A 17,616-nucleotide genomic window follows, 5' to 3' on the forward strand; every position below is an offset into this window, starting at 1 on the left:
GATCAGCGCTCACGCCTCCTTGAAGCGATAGCCGACGCCGTAAAGCGTCTCGATCATGTCGAAGCTGTCGTCCACCGCCTTGAACTTCTTGCGCAGCCGCTTGATGTGGCTGTCGATGGTCCGGTCGTCAACATAGACCTGGTCATCATAGGCCGCATCCATCAGGGCGTTGCGGCTTTTGACCACGCCCGGCCGCTGGGCGAGCGCCTGCAGGATGAGGAACTCCGTCACCGTGAGCGTGACGGGGTCGTTGTGCCAGGTGCAGGTGTGGCGCTCGGGGTCCATCTTCAGGAGGCCGCGCTCCAGGGCCTTGGCGTCGCTCTCGCGGGCGGTCGTCTGGTCCCGGGGGCTGACGCGCCGCAGCACCGCCTTGACGCGTTCCACAAGAAGGCGCTGGGAAAACGGCTTCCGGATGAAATCGTCGGCGCCCATCTTGAGCCCGAACAATTCGTCGATTTCCTCATCCTTGGATGTCAGGAAGATCACCGGCAGGTCGGTTTTCTGACGCAGGCGGCGCAGGAGCTCCATACCGTCCATGCGCGGCATCTTGATATCAAGAATCGCAAGGTCCGGCGGATTGGTCTTCAGGCCATCGAGCGCGGATGCGCCGTCAGTGTAGGTCTGGATGCGATAGCCTTCCGCCTCCAGTGCAATGGACACCGAGGTGAGGATGTTTCGATCGTCGTCGACGAGGGCGATGGTCGGCATGCGTCTCGCTCATCATTCCGTTTTGCTCGGCCAAAAAGCCGCAGAGGCGGCCGCAGAGGCGTTACGTGACATGTCCACCTCGCGTCCCACGGCGGCCGAAATAAGGCAGCGCGGTCAGCCATCTTAGCCTGATCAGCGCTTTCGCACCATCACGCGGGCCAAAAAGCGACTTAAGTCCCCATCGCAATCCGCCATCCGGGACTGCGCGAGGTCGGCCGCACCGCCATTGTCCGAGTGAAGATAAGTCTAGGATTATTTCCGTTTGGTGCAAGAGGCGCTGCTGTTTCCCTCACTTGTCGACACCGCGATTGTCCGGCTCGATCATCGCTATCTTCGGCCGCGCCGGTCATGCGGCAGGCGTTACAATCCAGGCGGATTGTCTGCCAATTGCCGCGAAAGCTCTTGCAAAGCGGGCGCTCCTGGCGAAAAAACGCCATGGAAACGAAAGGCGCCGACCGAACTGCGAATTCGGCCGGAGCGCGGCACGATCCTGGCAATGTGATCTTGCCTGGCAATGTGCTCTTGGCTGGCAGTGTGATCTTTGGAGAAATATATGTCCGAACCAGACCGACACCTCCCCCCGGCCGGAGATGCCGATGCTGAGAAGGCCATCACGGCGGCCGCCGCGGGCAGCGCGTCGTTCGACCAGATCGGTGCGGCCAAGGCGCTGCTGCGTGCTACCCGCTATGGTTCGCTCGGCACGCTCGATTCCGAGAACGCGCCCTATACCTCGCTTGTCAATGTGGCGACGGATATCGACGGTGCGCCCGTCATCCTGATTTCACGGCTCGCCCTTCACACCAAGAACATCCTGCGTGATTCCCGCGTCTCATTGATGCTGTCGCATGTTGGCGGTGGCGATCCCTCCGCCCATCCGCGCATCAGCATCAAGGGGCGGGCGTCGTTGACGACGGACGAGAATTCCCGTCGCCGCTTCCTGGCGCGGCATCCGGCATCCGCTGGCTATGCCACTTTCGCCGATTTCGGCTTCTACCGAATTGAGCCGGAAAGCGCGCATCTCGTCGCGGGTTTCGGCCGCATATTCAGCCTCCGGGCCGAGGCGTTCATGACGGATCTCACCGGCGCCGAGGCCATCGTCGCGGGCGAGGCGGGGGCGGTCGCCCATATGAACGAGGACCACGCGGACGCGCTGGAACTCTATGCGGTGAAGCTCCTCGGCCTTGAGCCCGGGGCCTGGCGGGCCACCGGCATTGATCCCGACGGTCTCGACATGATGCTCGGTGACAAGACGGCGCGTCTGTCCTTTCCGAAGGCAGCCGGGGGCACCAGCCTTTCGCTGCGTGGGGTCTTGAAGGACCTGGCGCAGGAAGCCCGCCGCGTCGCCTGATCGAAGCATTCGCAACCTTGGGGCGCCCGGCCTGATGTGATCAGGTACGGGCTCTGTTCATCTGTCGTCCGCTTGGCTTTTGGTCTAATCTCCGAGCGTACGGCGTCACGGCGAGAGGATCTTGGGATCTCGTCACCATTGTGAGAGGCATGGCAAAATCGCGCATGGCAAAATCGCGCCTGGCAAAAACGCACATGGCAAGAACGCACATGGCAAGGGAGACAAACGTGGCGAATGCCGGACTGTTCAATGAAGCTCATGGCGCCGAGACCTTCGGCTTCCGGAAGCTCAAAGGTGTCAATTGGAACTTTCAGGCACCGCACCTCTATGAGGAGGCGCTGAAGCGCGGCGAGGCGAAGATTGCCGCCGGCGGCGCTTTGACGGCTGATACGGGCGTCCACACCGGGCGCAGCCCCAAGGACAAGTTCATCGTCAAGGATGCGGCCACCACCGACGCCGTCTGGTGGGACAATAACGGCGCCATCACGCCGGCCCAGTTTGATGGTCTCCTCGAGGATTTCCTGAAGCACGCCGAGGGCAAGGAACTTTTCGCCCAGGACCTCTTCGGCGGCGCCGACCCGGCCTATCGGGTGAAGACGCGCGTCTTCACCGAATATGCATGGCACTCCCTTTTCATCCGTAACCTCCTGGTGCGTCCCGAGCTCGGCGAACTCGCCAGCTTCGAGCCGGAACTCACCATCATCGATCTGCCGTCGTTCAAGGCCGATCCCGCCCGCCACGGCGTACGGAGCGAGACGGTCATTGCCTGCGACTTCACCCGCAAGATCGTGCTGATCGGCGGCACCTCCTATGCGGGAGAGATGAAGAAGTCGGTCTTCACCTACTTCAACTATATCCTGCCTGCGGAAGGCGTCATGCCGATGCATTGCTCGTCGAACGTCGGTTCGCGCGGCGATGTGGCGATCTTCTTCGGCCTCTCCGGCACCGGCAAGACGACATTGTCGTCAGACCCGGAGCGCACGCTCATCGGTGACGACGAGCACGGTTGGAGCGAGCGCGGCGTCTTCAATTTCGAGGGCGGCTGCTATGCCAAGACCATCCGCCTGTCGCGCGAGGCCGAGCCGGACATCTACGCGGCCACCGAGCGCTTCGGCTCTGTCCTCGAGAATGTGGTGCTCGATCCCTTCACGAGCGAGCCGGACTTCGATGACGATTCGAAGACCGAGAACACGCGCTGCGCCTATCCGCTGGACTTCATCGCCAATGCAAGCCCCACGGGTCGCGCCGGCATCCCGAAGAATGTGGTGATGCTGACCTGCGATGCCTTCGGCGTGCTGCCGCCGATCGCCAAGCTCACGCCGGCGCAGGCAATGTACCATTTCCTCTCCGGCTACACCGCCAAGGTCGCAGGCACCGAGAAGGGCGTGACGGAGCCGGAGGCGACATTCTCCACCTGCTTCGGCTCGCCGTTCCTGCCGCGCCACCCATCCGTCTATGGCAACCTGCTGCGCGATCTCATCGGCAAGCACGGCGTCGACTGCTGGCTGGTGAACACCGGCTGGACGGGCGGCAAATACGGTGTCGGCCGCCGCATGCCGATCCGCGTCACCCGCCGCCTCCTGACGGCCGCGCTCGACGGATCGCTGAACCGCGCGGATTTCCGTCAGGATCCGTATTTCAGCTTCGCGGTGCCGACCTCGGTGCCGGGCGTCGAGCCGCATATCCTCTATCCGGTCAAGACCTGGGCCAACAAGGCCGAGTTCGCGGAGACGGCGAAGACGCTGATCAAGATGTTCCAGAAGAACTTCGGAAAGTTCGAGAGCCACGTCGATGCGGACGTGCGCCAGGCCGGCCCGCACAACGCGATGGCGGCTTAGAGCCAATCCGACTTGCATGGACTCGCCTGATGCCATGCAAGTCGATGAATTTGTTCATCTATTTTTGAATGGGGTGCATCCGCAACAGATGGATTTGCTCTCGCGAGAAGGCCGGAGAATTCTCCGGCCTTTTTCGTGCCGTTATCAGATCGAACGGGTCGCACCGCCGTCGACGCGCACCTTGGTTCCGGTCACGTAGGACGCTTTTTCGCTTGCGAGGAAGGCGACCACATTGGCGAATTCCTGCGGATCGCCGAGGCGTCCGGCGGGAATGGTCGCGATCGAGGCTTTTGCGACCTCGTCCACGCTCTTCCCGCTCTGCTTCGCCGCCGCATTGTCGAGTTCCGCGATGCGCTCGGTGGCGATACGGCCCGGCAGCACCACATTGACCGTGACGCCGTTGGCGGCCACTTCGCTGGACAGCGTCTTTGACCAGCCGATCAGCGCCGAGCGAATGCCGTTGGACAGCGCGAGCCGTGGGATCGGCTGTTCGACGCCGGAGGAGGCCACGGTGATGATACGGCCCCAACGCTTCTCCTGCATATGCGGCAGGAGTAGCTGCGTCAGATGGATGAGGTTGGCGGCCATGGCCTCAAACTGCTTCAGCCAGATGTCACGCGGGGCTTCCTGGGCGGTGGCCGGCGGCGGTCCGCCCGAATTATTGACGAGGATATCCGCGCCGCCCTTTGCGGCTATGCCCGAAGCGAGCGCCTCCACCGAGGCGACATCGAAGAGATCGACGGTTGCAGGCGTCACGCGCGCCTTTGCGTCCGCGGGCAGCTCTGCCATCCAGCTCGTGATCGTCTCGAGGTTGCGCGATGCGGCGACGACCTCTGCGCCCTCCAGCGCCAGCGTCCGGGCGATCGCCGCGCCGAGGCCGCGGCTCGCGCCGAGCACCAGGGCGCGCTTTCCCGACAATCCTAGATCCATGGTTCCGTCTCCATCTCATCGCGACCCACGTTTAACACGGTCTTAGGCCGAATGGCCCAGGATGGGAATGCATGTCGCTTCACGATGTCCGTCACGGCCGTATTGATCGGCGGATTGCCGGCAGCCGCGGAAACGCGCTGGTCTGTGGATGACTCGGCTGAAATGTGGAGCGCGCGCCTTTTGCAACGCCGCGCGCACAGTTTGCATTTCACGGCAACAAATATCGGATCTATCATAACATAATAGAAGTATAATATAAATATAGTTATTGAGTATTTCATCATCTATGACGAATAGAACTTGACTCGGTATTTTTTCCACAGGAATAGTCGCGCCAATTATTGCTGCGTGGTAGCGGATATGTCATTTTTAGCTCATCATGGGGCTGTCGCCTACGATATTTTCGGGTCGCGTCTGCGGACCGGAATTGGCACGCTCTGGCAGCGTATCCCGAGCAATCTTCGTCAGACCATGCGATTGAGCGTCATCCGCGCCCCGGCGCGCAGCGGCGCGCGACCGTCGTCGCCAGGCGGCCCCGTCTATATCGCGGGGGTCCTGGGCGGAGCTTCCGAGCTCGGCTGGTCGGCCCGGCTCATGCAGAAACTGGCCGGGGAGGCGGGGCTGCCTGTCGGAGAGATCGACATTGGCCATGCCTTCTGGGCAGCGGGGCGACGGAGAGATCGGCCGCGTGCCACGGGACCAGGCACGCTGCTCGTCCACCTCGGCCCGGATCAGCTGGCCTATGGACTGTCCTATCTCGAGAGCGAGGTGCTCGCTGATAAATTCATCATCGGGTACTGCCCCTGGGATCTGGAGCAGCTGCCGACAAACGTGGCCAGGCAAGTCGCGCTCCTCGACGAGATCTGGGTGCCGAGCCATTTCACCCGCCGCGCCTTTCAGGCGGCGGGCGTCAGCCGGCCCATCCGTGTCATCCCCTATATCCTGGAGGTGCCTGCGGCCGTTCATGCCGATCGCAAGCGCTTCGGGCTCGACGAAGACAGCTTCATCGTCGCCGCGGTGGCCAATCTTCGGTCGGGCTTTGCGCGCAAGAACCCGCTCGCCGCCATATCGGCCTTCCAGCGGGCTTTCTCCCATCATGAGCGGGTGACACTCGCGTTGAAGATCACCAAGGCGGACCTGGTCTCGGCCGGTTATGCCAGGCTGCGCAAGATTGCGGGGCAGGATCCGCGGATCAAGCTGATCAGTCGCGATGTAGCCGATGACGATATGTGGCGCTTCCTGGCTAGTGCCGATGTGGTGCTGTCGCTACACCGGGCGGAGGGGTTCGGGCTGACCCTCGCGCAGGGCATGCTTCTTGGGCGGCCCGTCGTCGCCACGGCCTGGTCGGGCAATCTCGATTTCATGCCGCAGAGCGCGAGCTGCCTCGTTCCGAGCCGCTTGATACCGGTTGAGGGGCCCGACAAGATCAAGGACGGCAAGGGCCAGGTCTGGGCCTCGCCGGATGTGCCCGCTGCCGCCGATATCCTGCGCCGCTTGCATGGGGACCCCAACCTCCGGCTCATCCTCGGCGAGGCCGGACGTCAGGCGGTGCGCCGCTTCATGCAGCATCATCGGCTTCGCTTGCTGGGCGAGTTGCGCAACTGGTTGGCAGAGCCGCGGGAGCCGTCACGTGGCCTCACACCGGGGGACCGTCGGGCGGGATGAACGCGCCCAGGTCTCGCGTCATTCCGGACGGAAGACGGGCGGCACATTCGTCCCGGAATGCTTGGGCGCCGCGCGTGCTGAGACCCGCGGCGCGTTGTCTGTTCCGGAAAAATGCGCTCAGGCGGAAGGCTGGGACGCGGCGGCCTCGGTCGTGATCGGATGCGCAGCGAGCGCCTCACGCAGGGCCTGCTCCTTGCTGTGGTCGAGCGAGGTCTTGAGCACCGTGCCGCCGGTGCCGCGCAGGTCTTCAAGAACTTTGTCGCTCGTGACCCCGTCGACGAGCACGAACAGAGCCGCGTTGCCGGGCTGCAGCGTTTCGCTCAGCTCCTTCATGAATTTGTCGTTGATGCCATAATCGGTCAGGGCGCCGCCCAGCGCGCCCGAGGCCGCGCCGATCGCGGCGCCGACGAGCGGCATCAGGAAGATGGCGCCGATCAGCAGACCCCAGATCCCGCCAGACGCGGCGCCGATAGCCGTCGAATTGACGAGCTGGTTGAGCTTCACATGCCCGCTCTCGTTCTTGGTGGCGATGACGGCGTCGCCAATCTTGATCAGATATTCCTTCTGCAGCTCGAAAAGGCGCTGGCGGACCTCCTCAGCCTTCTGCTCGGTGGGGTACACGACGACGACGAGATCGGACATGGGATACTCCGCGAGATGAGCATGGAACAGGACGCGGGCGGAGCGTATCACCAAGTCTCGGCGCCTGCCAATCTCTCCGCCTTGTGCTTGACAGTGCCTGCATGGCTATCGAATGCAGTAAACAGGGGCGTGCTCATGGTGTTTTCGGCAGTCGGTCCGGCCGCATATGTCAATTCCGTGGATCTGCCCGGCGCAAGCCGGCACATGATGTTTGCTCGAAGCCCTTGAGCCGGCAAATCATCCTCGGCGCATAGGCAGGCGATGCCGGATATCTGCATCCGGCAGGTCTTTAATTCTGCGCCTGTTCTGCAAACCGGAATCGCGCGCCAAACGGGCAGATGGAGCCTTCGCGTAGCTCCAGACATTGAAGGCCCCGTCGAGCGGATATATCGCCACGCCGGCTGCTCGCATGGCGGGTCCCTGCCGATAGCCCTTCAGCGGCTCGGGCGCCACCCTCCGAAAAAAAGGCACGCCCCGCGAGGATGGGCACGCCCCGCGAGGATGGGCACGCCCCGCGAGGATGGGCACGCCCCGCGAGGATAGGCACGCCCCGCGAGGATGGGCAAGCCCCGCGAGGATGGGTACGCCCCGGGAGGGTGGGCACGCCCCGCGAGGATGGGCAAGCCCCCCGCGCGGAGAGAAAGGCTGTCTCAGGAAGCCGGCCTTCGGCGTGCTGCAACATTCTGCCACGCCATGCATTATGGGATGGGGCGGTTTGGGAGGACGCGATGCCGATGTCAGGCTCAGCGGCATCGCGCGTTTGTAGTGGCGAGCTTAAACAATGATCGGCGTGCGAAATGCGCCACAATCCAAAGGTAGGCGGTTCTCACGGGTCGTTTAAACTGAAAATTCAATGAGCCGACCTATCGTATCTTTGCGTGAGGCGATCGAGGTCAATTCGCGAACAGGAACCGGGTGTCGTGGGAGAACTTAAATGAAGCGTTTCATTATTCTGGGGCTGCTCGCCGTTGGCTTGGCGGCGTGCAATCCGAATGATCGTACTGATCGCACCATCGGTGGCGCGGCCATCGGCGCCGGTGCCGGCGCGCTGGTGGGTGGTTTGGCGACTGGCCGGGCAGGCGGTGCCCTGGCGGGTGCGGCCATCGGCGGTGTCGGCGGCGCCATCGTCGGCAACGCGACCACTCCTTCCTGCCGCACCTACTATTACCGCGGTCGCCGCTATCAGGAATGCTGACGCCGACGCCGGGCGGCTTCGCGCCGTCCGGGCCGTTCCTGTCAGGCCGTGAGCGCGAGAAACAGCCTCCGGGCTCCGGAAAACGGGGTTCGCAGGCTGCCGTTCGCGCGGCTGCCAAGTATGGCCGCAGTATTGCCTTTGGCCTCAGCTTTGCCAAAGCGTGACCGTACCGTCAGAGCTCCACAGCCGCCTTGTGGCCTGGCGATGCGGGAGCCGTCGTGGCAACCGTCGCGTGGGCCGCAGGTCGCGCTCGACGGCGTGGTCTATACGACGGCCACCGCCCCCAGATAACCATTGGCCGCGAGAGCTCGTTTCACGGTCAGGGCGCCGGAGCGGGCGGACCTTCTCCGATCGTCCATCAGGGCGAGCCGGACCGACGGGCAACATGCGACGTAAGCGAGACTGCGCCAAGCGGGCCGGCGCGCTGGACGCCCCGTCGCCGCGCGGCTCCTGTCCGAGCTGGCTACCGCCGAGACGACTGAATTTTAGGGATTAACGCATATCGAGCGTTGGTGCCCAGGAAAGGACTCGAACCTTCACGCCTTGCGGCACAGGTACCTGAAACCTGCGTGTCTACCAATTCCACCACCTGGGCAGGTGGCCTCCCCATCGGGGCCGGCAGGCGCTCTTTAGAGGGTCGTTGCATCACCTGTCAACGGCATTCGTCACGCTGCGGTCATATCCGGGCCAATCGCGCGGGAAAAGGGCTGCGATGCGGCAACGGGGCTCCCTGGAGCTCACCGCATATCGCGATTCAGCGATGTCTTGCCCGCGATCGCATGCCCTGGATGAGCATCCGCCGGGCGCGGGCAGCCGTGGGGCTTCGCGCGCGCGCATCCGACTTGAAAGGAATCGTCCGATATCATCCAAGTCGCTGGGTTTTCTAATCTCTTGCTGAGTGAAGCAAGTGCGCAAAGGACCGAGCTGCTCCAGACAGGGGCTCGCAGCGACGCAATGGCGCGCGTGATTTGACGGATTCTTCACCGCCGCATGTTCCCTCCCGCGGTAAAGGGCTCTATGGAACACGTGTCGAGATCAATTCCAAACAGGCGGAGGCTTTCGATGGCAGCGGGAGTGATGGGGACGTCCTCACAGCTCATCACCGTCTTCGGTGGATCGGGCTTCATCGGTCGTCATGTGGTGCGCGCCCTGGCTCAGCGTGGCTATCGCATCCGGGTCGCGGTGCGGCGCCCCGATCTGGCGGGCTTCCTGCAGCCGCTGGGCCGTGTCGGGCAGATCCACGCCGTGCAGGCCAACCTGCGTTACAAGCAATCCGTGCTCGCTGCGGCGCGCGGGTCCGACGTGGTGATCAACCTGGTCGGCGTCCTCACGGAGGCGGGCCGGCAGAATTTCGCCGCGGTGCACAGCTTCGGCGCCCGCGCCGTGGCGGAGGCTGCCGCGGCGGCCGGCGCCCGGCTCATTCATATGTCGGCGCTCGGCGCCGATGCGCAGTCCGCTTCGCTTTATGCGCGCACGAAGGCCGCCGGCGAAGGGTTCGCCTTCACCCATGTGCCTAAGGCGACCATCTTCCGCCCGTCGGTGGTGTTCGGACCGGAGGACGGTTTCTTCAACCGTTTCGCCGCGCTCGGCAGCCGGTTGCCGGTCGTGCCGATCACCGGCGGCGCCACGCGCTTCCAGCCCGTCTATGTGGGTGACGTCGCCGAGGCCATTGCCCGTGCCGTCGATGGCGCGGTGGCCGAGGGCCATGTCTATGAGCTCGGCGGACCCGAGGTGAAGACGCTGCGGGAGATCGTCGACTATACGCTCGGCGTGATCGGCCGCCGCCGCCTGGTGCTCGATTTGCCGGCGGCCGGCGCCTCGCTGATGGCGGGCTTCGTCGAATTCGCCGACAAGCTCACCTTCGGGGTCCTCCCGGACTATCTCGTGCTCACGCGGGATCAGGTTGCGTTGCTCGGGCAGGACAACGTCGTGTCGGCCACGGCGATCGATACGGGCCGCACGCTCGCGGACATCGGCATTGCGGCGACCCCCTACGAGGCGATCGTGCCCGGTTATCTCTGGCGCTTCCGCCGGGCCGGTCAATTCGCCGACATTCGCACCATCTGACCAGAGACCGGCTATGGCGGCGCGCGCTCGGGGACCCGGCCACGCGCCGCCAGTCCCTTGTGAATGTGCACCATGAGGGCGACGCCGAACAGCGGCGTGAACAAATTGACGAGGGGGATGGCCACCATCCCCGCAAGCAGGAAACCAGCGATCAGGATCGTGCCGCGATGGGCGGCGCGCATTGCGGCGGCCTCCGGCATGGGCCGGAAGCGGCCGGCGGCGAGCTCGAAATACTCCCGCCCGAGCAGGTAGCCGTTGGCCAGGAAGAAGGCCGCCACATTCACCACCGGCACGAAGAACAGAATGAGCGCCACGCCGTTCACCAGCACGGCGAGCCCGGCAAAGCGCAGGCCGTAGAGCAGCGAGCGGCTGAATGACAGCGGCTGTCCCGGTGGATCGGCGGGATAATAGCGCTCTTCCACGAGGGCGGCCGCATCGTCCAGGAAATAGCCGGCGACAACAGCCGTCACGGGCGCAATGATATAGGCGAGCCCGATGAAGATGCCGACGCCGGCGAAGAAGAACGCCAGGCTGTCGATGAGCGGATAGTTCGACAGGATGTCGCTGCCGTCCATGAAATGGGCAATGACCCGCGTCAGGGCGAACCAGACGATGGCCAGAAGCAGGATCGTCAGCCCCAGCGAACGCCACAACAGGCGGCGGAAGCCGGGGGACAGGATCTGCGATGCCGCCTTGATCGCGGCTTCAAGGACGAGGGAAATGGACGCGAGGAGGGGCAAGGCGATCACAACATGCTGGGCAGAATGCGGTTCGGCGGCTTGTGCCCATCGAGAAAGGCACGGATGTTGACCATGACCTTTTCACCCATGTCGATCCGGCCCTCAAGGGTCGCCGAGCCCATATGCGGCAGAAGCACCACCTTGTTGGCCTTGGCGAGCCGCAGCAGTCGCGGATTGACCGCCGGATGATGCTGGAAGACATCGAGGCCCGCGCCGCTGAGCTCGTCGGCTTCGAGCATCGCAATGAGGGCGGTCTCGTCGATGATTTCGCCACGCGCCGTATTGACGATGACCGCGTCGCGTTTCATCAGCTTCAGGCGGCGTGCTGACAGGAGATGGTACGTCGCAGGTGTATGCGGGCAGTGGATCGAAATGATGTCCATGCGTGCCAGCATGCGGTCGAGGCTCGACCAGTAGGTGGCTTCCAGCGCATTCTCCGTGTCCACGGGCAGCCGGCGCCGGTTGTGATAATTGATCGAGAGACCGAACGCACGCGCTCGAACGGCCAGCGCCTGGCCGATACGTCCCATCCCGACGATGCCGAGACGTTTTCCGGTAATGCGCCGCCCGAGCATCCAGGTGGGGGACCACCCCGTCCACGGCTCCTCGTTCGGAATGATGCGAGCGCCTTCCGGCAAACGGCGGATCACGGCGAGCATGAGGGCCATGGTCATGTCGGCGGTATCGTCCGTGAGAACGCCGGGCGTGTTGGTGACGGTTATGCCCCGGGCGGACGCAGCCTCGACATCGATGTGGTCGACGCCATTGCCGAAATTGGCGATGAGGCGCAATTGCGGGCCCGCCTCGGCGAGGATGGAGGCATCGATCCGGTCGGTGATCGTGGGGACGAAAACGTCGGCGCTCCTCATCGCGGCAACCAGCTCGGCGCGCGCGAAAGGCTGGTCGCTTTCGTTGAACTGTACCGAGAAGAGTTCGCGCATGCGCGTTTCGACGGGTTCCGGCAGGCGACGCGTGACGATGACGAGAGGCTGTGGCTTGCTCATCTTCTGGGATCTCGGCCTCAGAGCAAATCCGGGATGGATGGAATCGTCTGATGTCATCCAAGCCGGTGAATTTGCTTGTCTCTTTTTTGGGCGGAGCAAGTCCGCGATAGACGGACCTGCTCTAGCGGAGCGAATTTGACATTTGAGTCCCGCCTCACGTCAGGCTCCAGATCAAATGTCAAATTCAAAAGCTCCACTAGAACCAATAACTTGCTAGTGGTCCTTTTGACTCCGACATTTGCTCCGAGGCCCGTATCAGGCGGATGCAAATGTCAGAGTCGAACCACTAGCGGAACGGCGACCACGTCGCAAGAGAGCGAAGCCGGGGGCGGCCGTCAAGTCGCTGGTTCATGACAGTTGTTGTCCACCGACCGGCGCGTATCGAGCTTCTCTGGAAATTGTTGCGGCAGCTCAGTTGAACGATATGCTCCGAGGGCTCATTAAGACCCCGTTAACGCATGGCGCCCCAGATTGGCGCTAGTGTCCCGAATGCGAAATTCGTATCATTGCCGAGAGGCGCCGTTCGAATTTCGGATGAGATCAGGACGCTAGCAAGCTGATGATTCTCGTGTGGTTTTCGGATTTGAAATTCGTTCGTCGATCCATTCTGTGACGAATTTCAGATCCACCGCACTCGTATACCGCGTTTCGCTCGACCGCTTGGACCGAATACTGACTGAGAAGACGATGCTGATCCAATCTCCGAATGTGATGCGCCTCGCCTGCCTCCTGATGCTCGCCGCGGTGCCGATCGTTGCCGTCGCGACCCACGGGGCACCGGATGCCCAGGCGGCGAACGGCACGCCCGCGGAGAAGGCTGTCGCCGGCGCCGCGGAAGGCGCCGAGGTCGCACGTGTACAGGTTGCCGCGGTGCCGGAACAGCCTGCCACTCCTGTGGGCACGGTCAGCGGCCTGCCTATTCCGCGCTACGTCAGCCTGAAGTCTGATCGGGTCAACCTGCGGGAGGGTCCGTCCAAGGATCATCGTGTCACCTGGGTTTTCCAGCGTGCCGGATTGCCGGTGGAAGTGACGGCGGAATTCGAGACTTGGCGTCGCATCCGCGATTCGGAAGGTGCGGAGGGCTGGGTGCTGCACAGCCTGCTGTCCGGCCGGCGCACCGCCCTGGTCGCACCCTGGGAAAAAGGCCAGACCTTCGACATGCGCGACCAGACCGATGCGAAATCGCCGATTACCGCCCGGCTGCAGGCGGGCGTCATCGCCAATGTGCGCTCCTGCGACGGCACATGGTGCAGTGTGATGGTGCGGGATGTCGCGGGCTATATGAAGCAGGATCGCCTCTGGGGGGTCTATCCGCACGAACAGGTCAAGTAACCGGACAGAGCACCGGGGCTGTCCGACAGCCCTGCCGGGCTCTTCGGCACGAGCGTGCTACCAGAGCGGCCGCCGGCGATGGGAGACGCGCTCGAGCGCGGCGAGGAAACGCGGCGCCCAGCCGGCAATATCCGTGGTTTCGAGGCGATCCCACATGGATTGCCAGCGCTGGCGTCGCTCCTCGAGCGGCATGGCCAGCGCCTGGCTGAGGGCATTGGCGGTTCCGTCCATGTCATAGGGATTGACGACCAGTGCACCGTCAAGGACGCTGGCGGCACCTGCAAAACGCGAGATCACGAGGACGCCTGGATCCTCCGGGTCCTGAGCCGCCACAAATTCCTTGGCGACGAGGTTCATGCCGTCGCGGAGAGGGGTGACCACACCGACTTTGGCGACGCGGTAGAGGCCGGCGAGCTCAAGGCGTGTATGGGAGCGATTGACGTAGCGGATGGGTGTCCAGTTGGCCTCGCCATAGCGTCCGTTGATGCGGCCTGCCGTTTCTCCCAGCGCGCGCTGCATGGCGGCATATTCGGGAATGTCGCCGCGGCTTTTGGGCGTGATCTGCAGGAAGGTGACATGGCCGCGCCATTCGGCCGCCGTTTCCAGCATGCGCTCGAAGGCATCGAGGCGCTGCGTCAGGCCCTTGGAATAGTCGAGACGGTCGACGCCCATCAACATCGGCCGGCCGTTCAGGCTATTCGCGACCTCCGCAACGAAGCGCGAGCGGCTGGCGCGCTTCGCCATCCTGGCAAAACCGATCCGGTCGATCCCCACGGGATAGACGCCGGTCCTCAATTCACGGCCCGCGACCGAAAAGACATGGTCCTTGCGTGCGAAGGCGCCCAGTTCCTCGACAAGGTAGCGGCCGAAGTTCACCGCGTCCCGCTCCGTCTGGAAGCCCACGAGATCGCAGGCCGTCAAGGCATGGCCGATCTCGATATGGTTCGGCAGGGCGAGAAAAATATCGGGCGATGGCCAGGGGATATGCTGGAAATAACCGATCCGGTTGTTGACCCCGCGGGCGCGTAGGGCTTCCGCCAGCGGAATGAGGTGATAGTCGTGGATCCAGATGACATCGTCAGGCTCGATGTGCTTGATCAGGAGATCCGCGAAATAGCTGTTGACCCGGCGGTAGCCCGCAAGATCACGGCGGGCGAATTCCGTCAGGTCCAGCCTGTAATGCAGCAGAGGCCACAGCGTTCGATTGGCGAATCCATTATAATATTCGCCGAAATCCTCGTTCGAGAGATCGCAGAGGGCGTAGGTTATCTTGCCATGCTCGACGAGCGTCGCTTCGGATTGGGGCGCTCCGATCTTGCCGCTCCATCCAAACCATAGGCCGCCTCGCTCGGCGAGGACGTCGTTGAGGGCCACGGCCAGTCCACCCGCGGCAACCCCGCTTTTTCTCGTGGGGACGCCGACACGGTTGGAAACGACCACCAGCTTGCTCAAAAGGCCTCCTCCCAGGATCGCGACAACGACAAGGCGGCGTGGATGAGCCCGACCATGGAATAGGTCTGGGGAAAATTACCCCAAAGCTCGCCTGTCTCGACGTGAATGCCTTCAGAGAGAAGGCCGAGACTATTCCGGCGGCCGAGCACGTGTTTGAACAATTCGCGTGCTTCCGCCCCGCGGCCGATCTTGGCCAACGCCTCGATATACCAGAGCGTGCAAATCGTGAAAGCCGTCTCCGGCTTTCCGAAATCATCCTCCCCGGCGTAGCGGAACAGATGATTGTCACGCTTGAGGCGTTTGCCGATCAATTCGACCGTTGAGCGGAAGCGCGGATCATCCGCCCTGACAAGGCCGATATCGGCCAAGAGCAGCAAGGCCGCATCGACATCCGCGCCACCGAACGATGAAACGAAGCTTTGCAGCTCCTCGTTCCACGCTTCTGCGAAAATTTTCGAGCGCAGCCGGTCGGCATGCTCGCGCCAGTATGTGGCGCGGTCGGTCAATTCGAGCTTCAGCGCGATGCGCGCCAAACGATCGCAGGCGGCCCAGCACATCGCGGCAGAATGGGTGTGGACGCTGGAGAGCGTCCGGTATTCCCAAAGCCCGGCGTCCGGTTCATTCCACAGGGCGGCTGCCCGCTCGCCCAGGGCTTCGAGGCGATAGAACAGGTCGAGATCGCCCCGGACATCCAGGCGTTCGTCGAAGAAGCATTGGGCGATCGCCAGGATCACCGAGCCGTAGCCGTCATTCTGGCGCTGCAGATAGGCGGCATTGCCCCGCCGCACCGGCCCGTAGCCACGGTAGCCGGGAAGGGCGTCCAGCGTTTCCTCGTCGATCCTGGCCTCGAACTGCAAGCCGAACAGCGGCTGTAGTTCACGGTCGGCGCTGCGGGCCACCACATTGGTGACATAGCTGATGAAATCCTCCATCGTCTTGGTGACGCCAAGGCGATTGAGGGCGCGCACGGTGAAGAAGGAATCGCGCAGCCAGCAGTAGCGGTAGTCCCAGGTGCGGCCACTCATTCCATATTCGGGAATGGAGGTGGTCAGGGCCGCGACGATGCCGCCGGTTTCCTCATAGGCGCAGAGCTTCAAGGTGATCGCAGCGCGAATGACCACGTCCTGCCATTCATAGGGAACGGCGAGATAGCGCACCCATTCCCGCCAGTATTGCGTCGTTTCCTCGAGGAAATGCCGGAAGACCGCACCAGGCGCTTCGTTCAAGGTCTCATCGGAGCCGAGCACGAAGGTGAGCGGCCTGTCGAGGACGAAAGCTACCTCATCGAGGATCAGGCCCGGCGAGGCATCCGTCGTCAGGCGGAGCGTCTGCTCGCCGAGGCGGAAGCGAATGTGGTTCGATCCGCGCGTGATCTCCGGCGCGACGCGGCCAAAGTCGGCGCGCGGCTTGATGCGGATCGTGACCTGCGGGGTCCCCACGATCGGCTCGATCTGGCGCATCAGCATCGCCGGGCGGAAGATACGCCCGCTGAATTTGAACCGGGGCGCGAAATCGACAACCCGCACCCGCGCGCCATCGGCCGTCTCGATAATCGTTTCCAGAACGGCGGTGTTGGGGAGATAGCGCCGCTCGGTCGTGATGACATTCGCGATGTCGATCGAGAAGGCACCGTCGCCCGGGTCGGGACTGCCGAGCAGCGCGTGGAAGACCGGATCTCCGTCGAGGCGGGGGTAGCAGCACCAGACGATGCTCGCCCTGTCGTCGACCAGCGCAGCCAACGCGCTGTTGCCGATGACGCCGAGATCGAGGTTCGCTGGTGAGGGATCGGGGCCTGACCCCGGGGTTTCAGACTTGCTCAGTCCGTCAGATGTCATGCAATCACTCCGACCGGCTCCAGATTCTCGGCGCCGGCCAGAGCGATGAAATTCCGAACGCTGGCGGGATCGGGAAGGGACAGGTTTGCGCCCGCTTCCTCCGCTGGCCGGCCAATGACCACGGCGACGCCGCCCTTCTCGCGCGCGGCGGCGAATGCGTCCTCATCGGTGCGATCATCGCCGAAGAAGACAGGCAGGCGGCCGGCAAAAGGGTCCTCACGCATAAAGGCCATCAGGGCGGAGCCCTTGTGGGCGCCCGTCGTGCGCAGCTCGACCACGGCCTTGCCCGGCATCACGTCGAGCAGGCCGTCACTCGCCTCGGCGAGGCGCGTCAGCAGGCGCTTGACCCGCAGTCGCTGCTCCGGCGCGGCACGGTAGTGCAGTGCGATGGAGAGATCCTTGTCCTCGACGAGGACGCCCGTCATATCGTCGAGCGCCGCCATGATAGTGGCCCGTGCCGCTTCCAGCATCGGCGGCGCGGTAATGCGCCGCAGAACGCCACCGGCGTCCCGCCGTTCCAGCCCATGAAGCCCGCCGACGGAGACCACGGCGTTCTCGAAGCGCCCGTCGAGCCACGGAATGGACCGCCCGCTCAGGAGGGCGAGCGCATCACCATAGCGGCGGGAGAGACGGCGCAAGGCATCCGGCAGGTCGGGGGGGACTTCTACGGCATCGGGCGATAAGGCGATATCGATCAACGTGCCGTCGACATCGAAGAAAAGGGCATAGTTCGTCGGATTCTCAACGATTGTCCGCAGCAGCGAAGCGGCCGCATCGGAATCGTCGCCTGTTCCGATTACTCCAGACACCATACTCATTCCGGCTCCATCCGTGGCCGGCTCCGGGCTTGGCAAGCGAAA

The 17,616-nt window shown here is 63.6% G+C and carries 14 protein-coding genes and 1 tRNA gene; 6 read left to right on the plus strand and 9 right to left on the minus strand.

Features of this window, described 5'->3' with window-relative positions:
• Positions 1 to 9: 9 nt before the first annotated feature.
• A complete protein-coding gene (locus C7450_RS13550) occupies positions 10 to 708 on the minus strand; it encodes a response regulator transcription factor (protein WP_110374971.1) in 699 nt (232 codons plus the stop codon).
• Positions 709 to 1,261: 553 nt separating this feature from the next.
• Between C7450_RS13550 and C7450_RS13555 the strand changes: the two genes are divergently transcribed.
• Together C7450_RS13555 and C7450_RS13560 are read left to right on the plus strand one after the other, a co-directional pair.
• Positions 1,262 to 2,056 carry a HugZ family pyridoxamine 5'-phosphate oxidase gene (locus C7450_RS13555; protein ID WP_110374972.1) on the plus strand — a complete coding sequence of 265 codons (795 nt, stop codon included), beginning with the start codon at positions 1,262 to 1,264 and terminating at the stop codon, positions 2,054 to 2,056.
• A 209-nt stretch (positions 2,057 to 2,265) separates the two neighbouring features.
• The gene (locus C7450_RS13560) at positions 2,266 to 3,894 is read left to right on the plus strand and encodes a phosphoenolpyruvate carboxykinase (protein ID WP_110375145.1); all 1,629 of its coding nucleotides are present in this window, start codon (positions 2,266 to 2,268) and stop codon (positions 3,892 to 3,894) included.
• 144 nt (positions 3,895 to 4,038) lie between these two features.
• Here the strand turns inward: C7450_RS13560 and C7450_RS13565 are convergent, their stop codons facing one another.
• Positions 4,039 to 4,824 carry an SDR family oxidoreductase gene (locus tag C7450_RS13565; RefSeq protein ID WP_110374973.1) on the minus strand — a complete coding sequence of 262 codons (786 nt, stop codon included), beginning with the start codon at positions 4,822 to 4,824 and terminating at the stop codon, positions 4,039 to 4,041.
• A 360-nt stretch (positions 4,825 to 5,184) separates the two neighbouring features.
• Between C7450_RS13565 and C7450_RS13570 the strand changes: the two genes are divergently transcribed.
• Entirely contained in the window at positions 5,185 to 6,489 is a 1,305-nt protein-coding gene (locus C7450_RS13570) for a glycosyltransferase family 4 protein (protein ID WP_110374974.1), read from the plus strand.
• Between the two features lie 117 nt (positions 6,490 to 6,606).
• Here C7450_RS13570 and C7450_RS13575 read toward each other — a convergent pair whose 3' ends face one another.
• Positions 6,607 to 7,131, minus strand: coding sequence for a DUF1269 domain-containing protein (locus C7450_RS13575; protein ID WP_110375146.1), 525 nt, complete (start codon positions 7,129 to 7,131; stop codon positions 6,607 to 6,609).
• Positions 7,132 to 8,065: 934 nt separating this feature from the next.
• Here C7450_RS13575 and C7450_RS13580 point away from each other — a divergent pair.
• Positions 8,066 to 8,326 (plus strand): glycine zipper domain-containing protein, encoded by a 261-nt coding sequence (locus C7450_RS13580; protein WP_110374975.1) that lies wholly within the window; start codon positions 8,066 to 8,068, stop codon positions 8,324 to 8,326.
• Positions 8,327 to 8,836: 510 nt separating this feature from the next.
• On the opposite strand, the gene C7450_RS13585 is transcribed toward C7450_RS13580, so the two are convergent.
• A tRNA-Leu gene (locus C7450_RS13585) sits at positions 8,837 to 8,921 on the minus strand.
• Positions 8,922 to 9,388: 467 nt separating this feature from the next.
• On the opposite strand from C7450_RS13585, the gene C7450_RS13590 reads away from it, so the two are divergent.
• Positions 9,389 to 10,393, plus strand: a complete 1,005-nt coding sequence (locus C7450_RS13590) for a complex I NDUFA9 subunit family protein (protein ID WP_110374976.1) — start codon at positions 9,389 to 9,391, stop codon at positions 10,391 to 10,393.
• Between the two features lie 11 nt (positions 10,394 to 10,404).
• Here the strand turns inward: C7450_RS13590 and C7450_RS13595 are convergent, their stop codons facing one another.
• Together C7450_RS13595 and C7450_RS13600 are read right to left on the minus strand one after the other, a co-directional pair.
• Complete coding sequence (locus C7450_RS13595) at positions 10,405 to 11,133, minus strand: sulfate transporter family protein (protein WP_245449710.1); 729 nt, start codon at positions 11,131 to 11,133, stop codon at positions 10,405 to 10,407.
• A gap of 5 nt (positions 11,134 to 11,138) precedes the next feature.
• Positions 11,139 to 12,137 (minus strand): 2-hydroxyacid dehydrogenase, encoded by a 999-nt coding sequence (locus tag C7450_RS13600; protein WP_110374977.1) that lies wholly within the window; start codon positions 12,135 to 12,137, stop codon positions 11,139 to 11,141.
• A gap of 687 nt (positions 12,138 to 12,824) precedes the next feature.
• On the opposite strand from C7450_RS13600, the gene C7450_RS13605 reads away from it, so the two are divergent.
• On the plus strand, positions 12,825 to 13,469 hold the full coding sequence (locus C7450_RS13605) for an SH3 domain-containing protein (protein WP_245449712.1): 645 nt from the start codon (positions 12,825 to 12,827) through the stop codon (positions 13,467 to 13,469).
• 57 nt (positions 13,470 to 13,526) lie between these two features.
• Here the strand turns inward: C7450_RS13605 and otsA are convergent, their stop codons facing one another.
• From otsA to otsB, 3 genes are read right to left on the minus strand one after another with little or no spacing between them, the layout of a single operon-like run.
• On the minus strand, positions 13,527 to 14,921 hold the full coding sequence (gene otsA / locus C7450_RS13610; protein ID WP_110374978.1) for an alpha,alpha-trehalose-phosphate synthase (UDP-forming): 1,395 nt from the start codon (positions 14,919 to 14,921) through the stop codon (positions 13,527 to 13,529).
• Positions 14,918 to 16,756 carry a glycoside hydrolase family 15 protein gene (locus C7450_RS13615; RefSeq protein ID WP_110374979.1) on the minus strand — a complete coding sequence of 613 codons (1,839 nt, stop codon included), beginning with the start codon at positions 16,754 to 16,756 and terminating at the stop codon, positions 14,918 to 14,920. Before C7450_RS13615 ends, otsA begins: the two co-directional genes overlap by 4 nt.
• Positions 16,753 to 17,574 carry a trehalose-phosphatase gene (otsB, locus tag C7450_RS13620; RefSeq protein WP_110374980.1) on the minus strand — a complete coding sequence of 274 codons (822 nt, stop codon included), beginning with the start codon at positions 17,572 to 17,574 and terminating at the stop codon, positions 16,753 to 16,755. Before otsB ends, C7450_RS13615 begins: the two co-directional genes overlap by 4 nt.
• Positions 17,575 to 17,616: the final 42 nt, after the last annotated feature.

Origin of the sequence: Chelatococcus asaccharovorans (assembly GCF_003201475.1) — a bacterium.
In the GTDB taxonomy this organism is placed as follows: domain Bacteria; phylum Pseudomonadota; class Alphaproteobacteria; order Rhizobiales; family Beijerinckiaceae; genus Chelatococcus; species Chelatococcus asaccharovorans.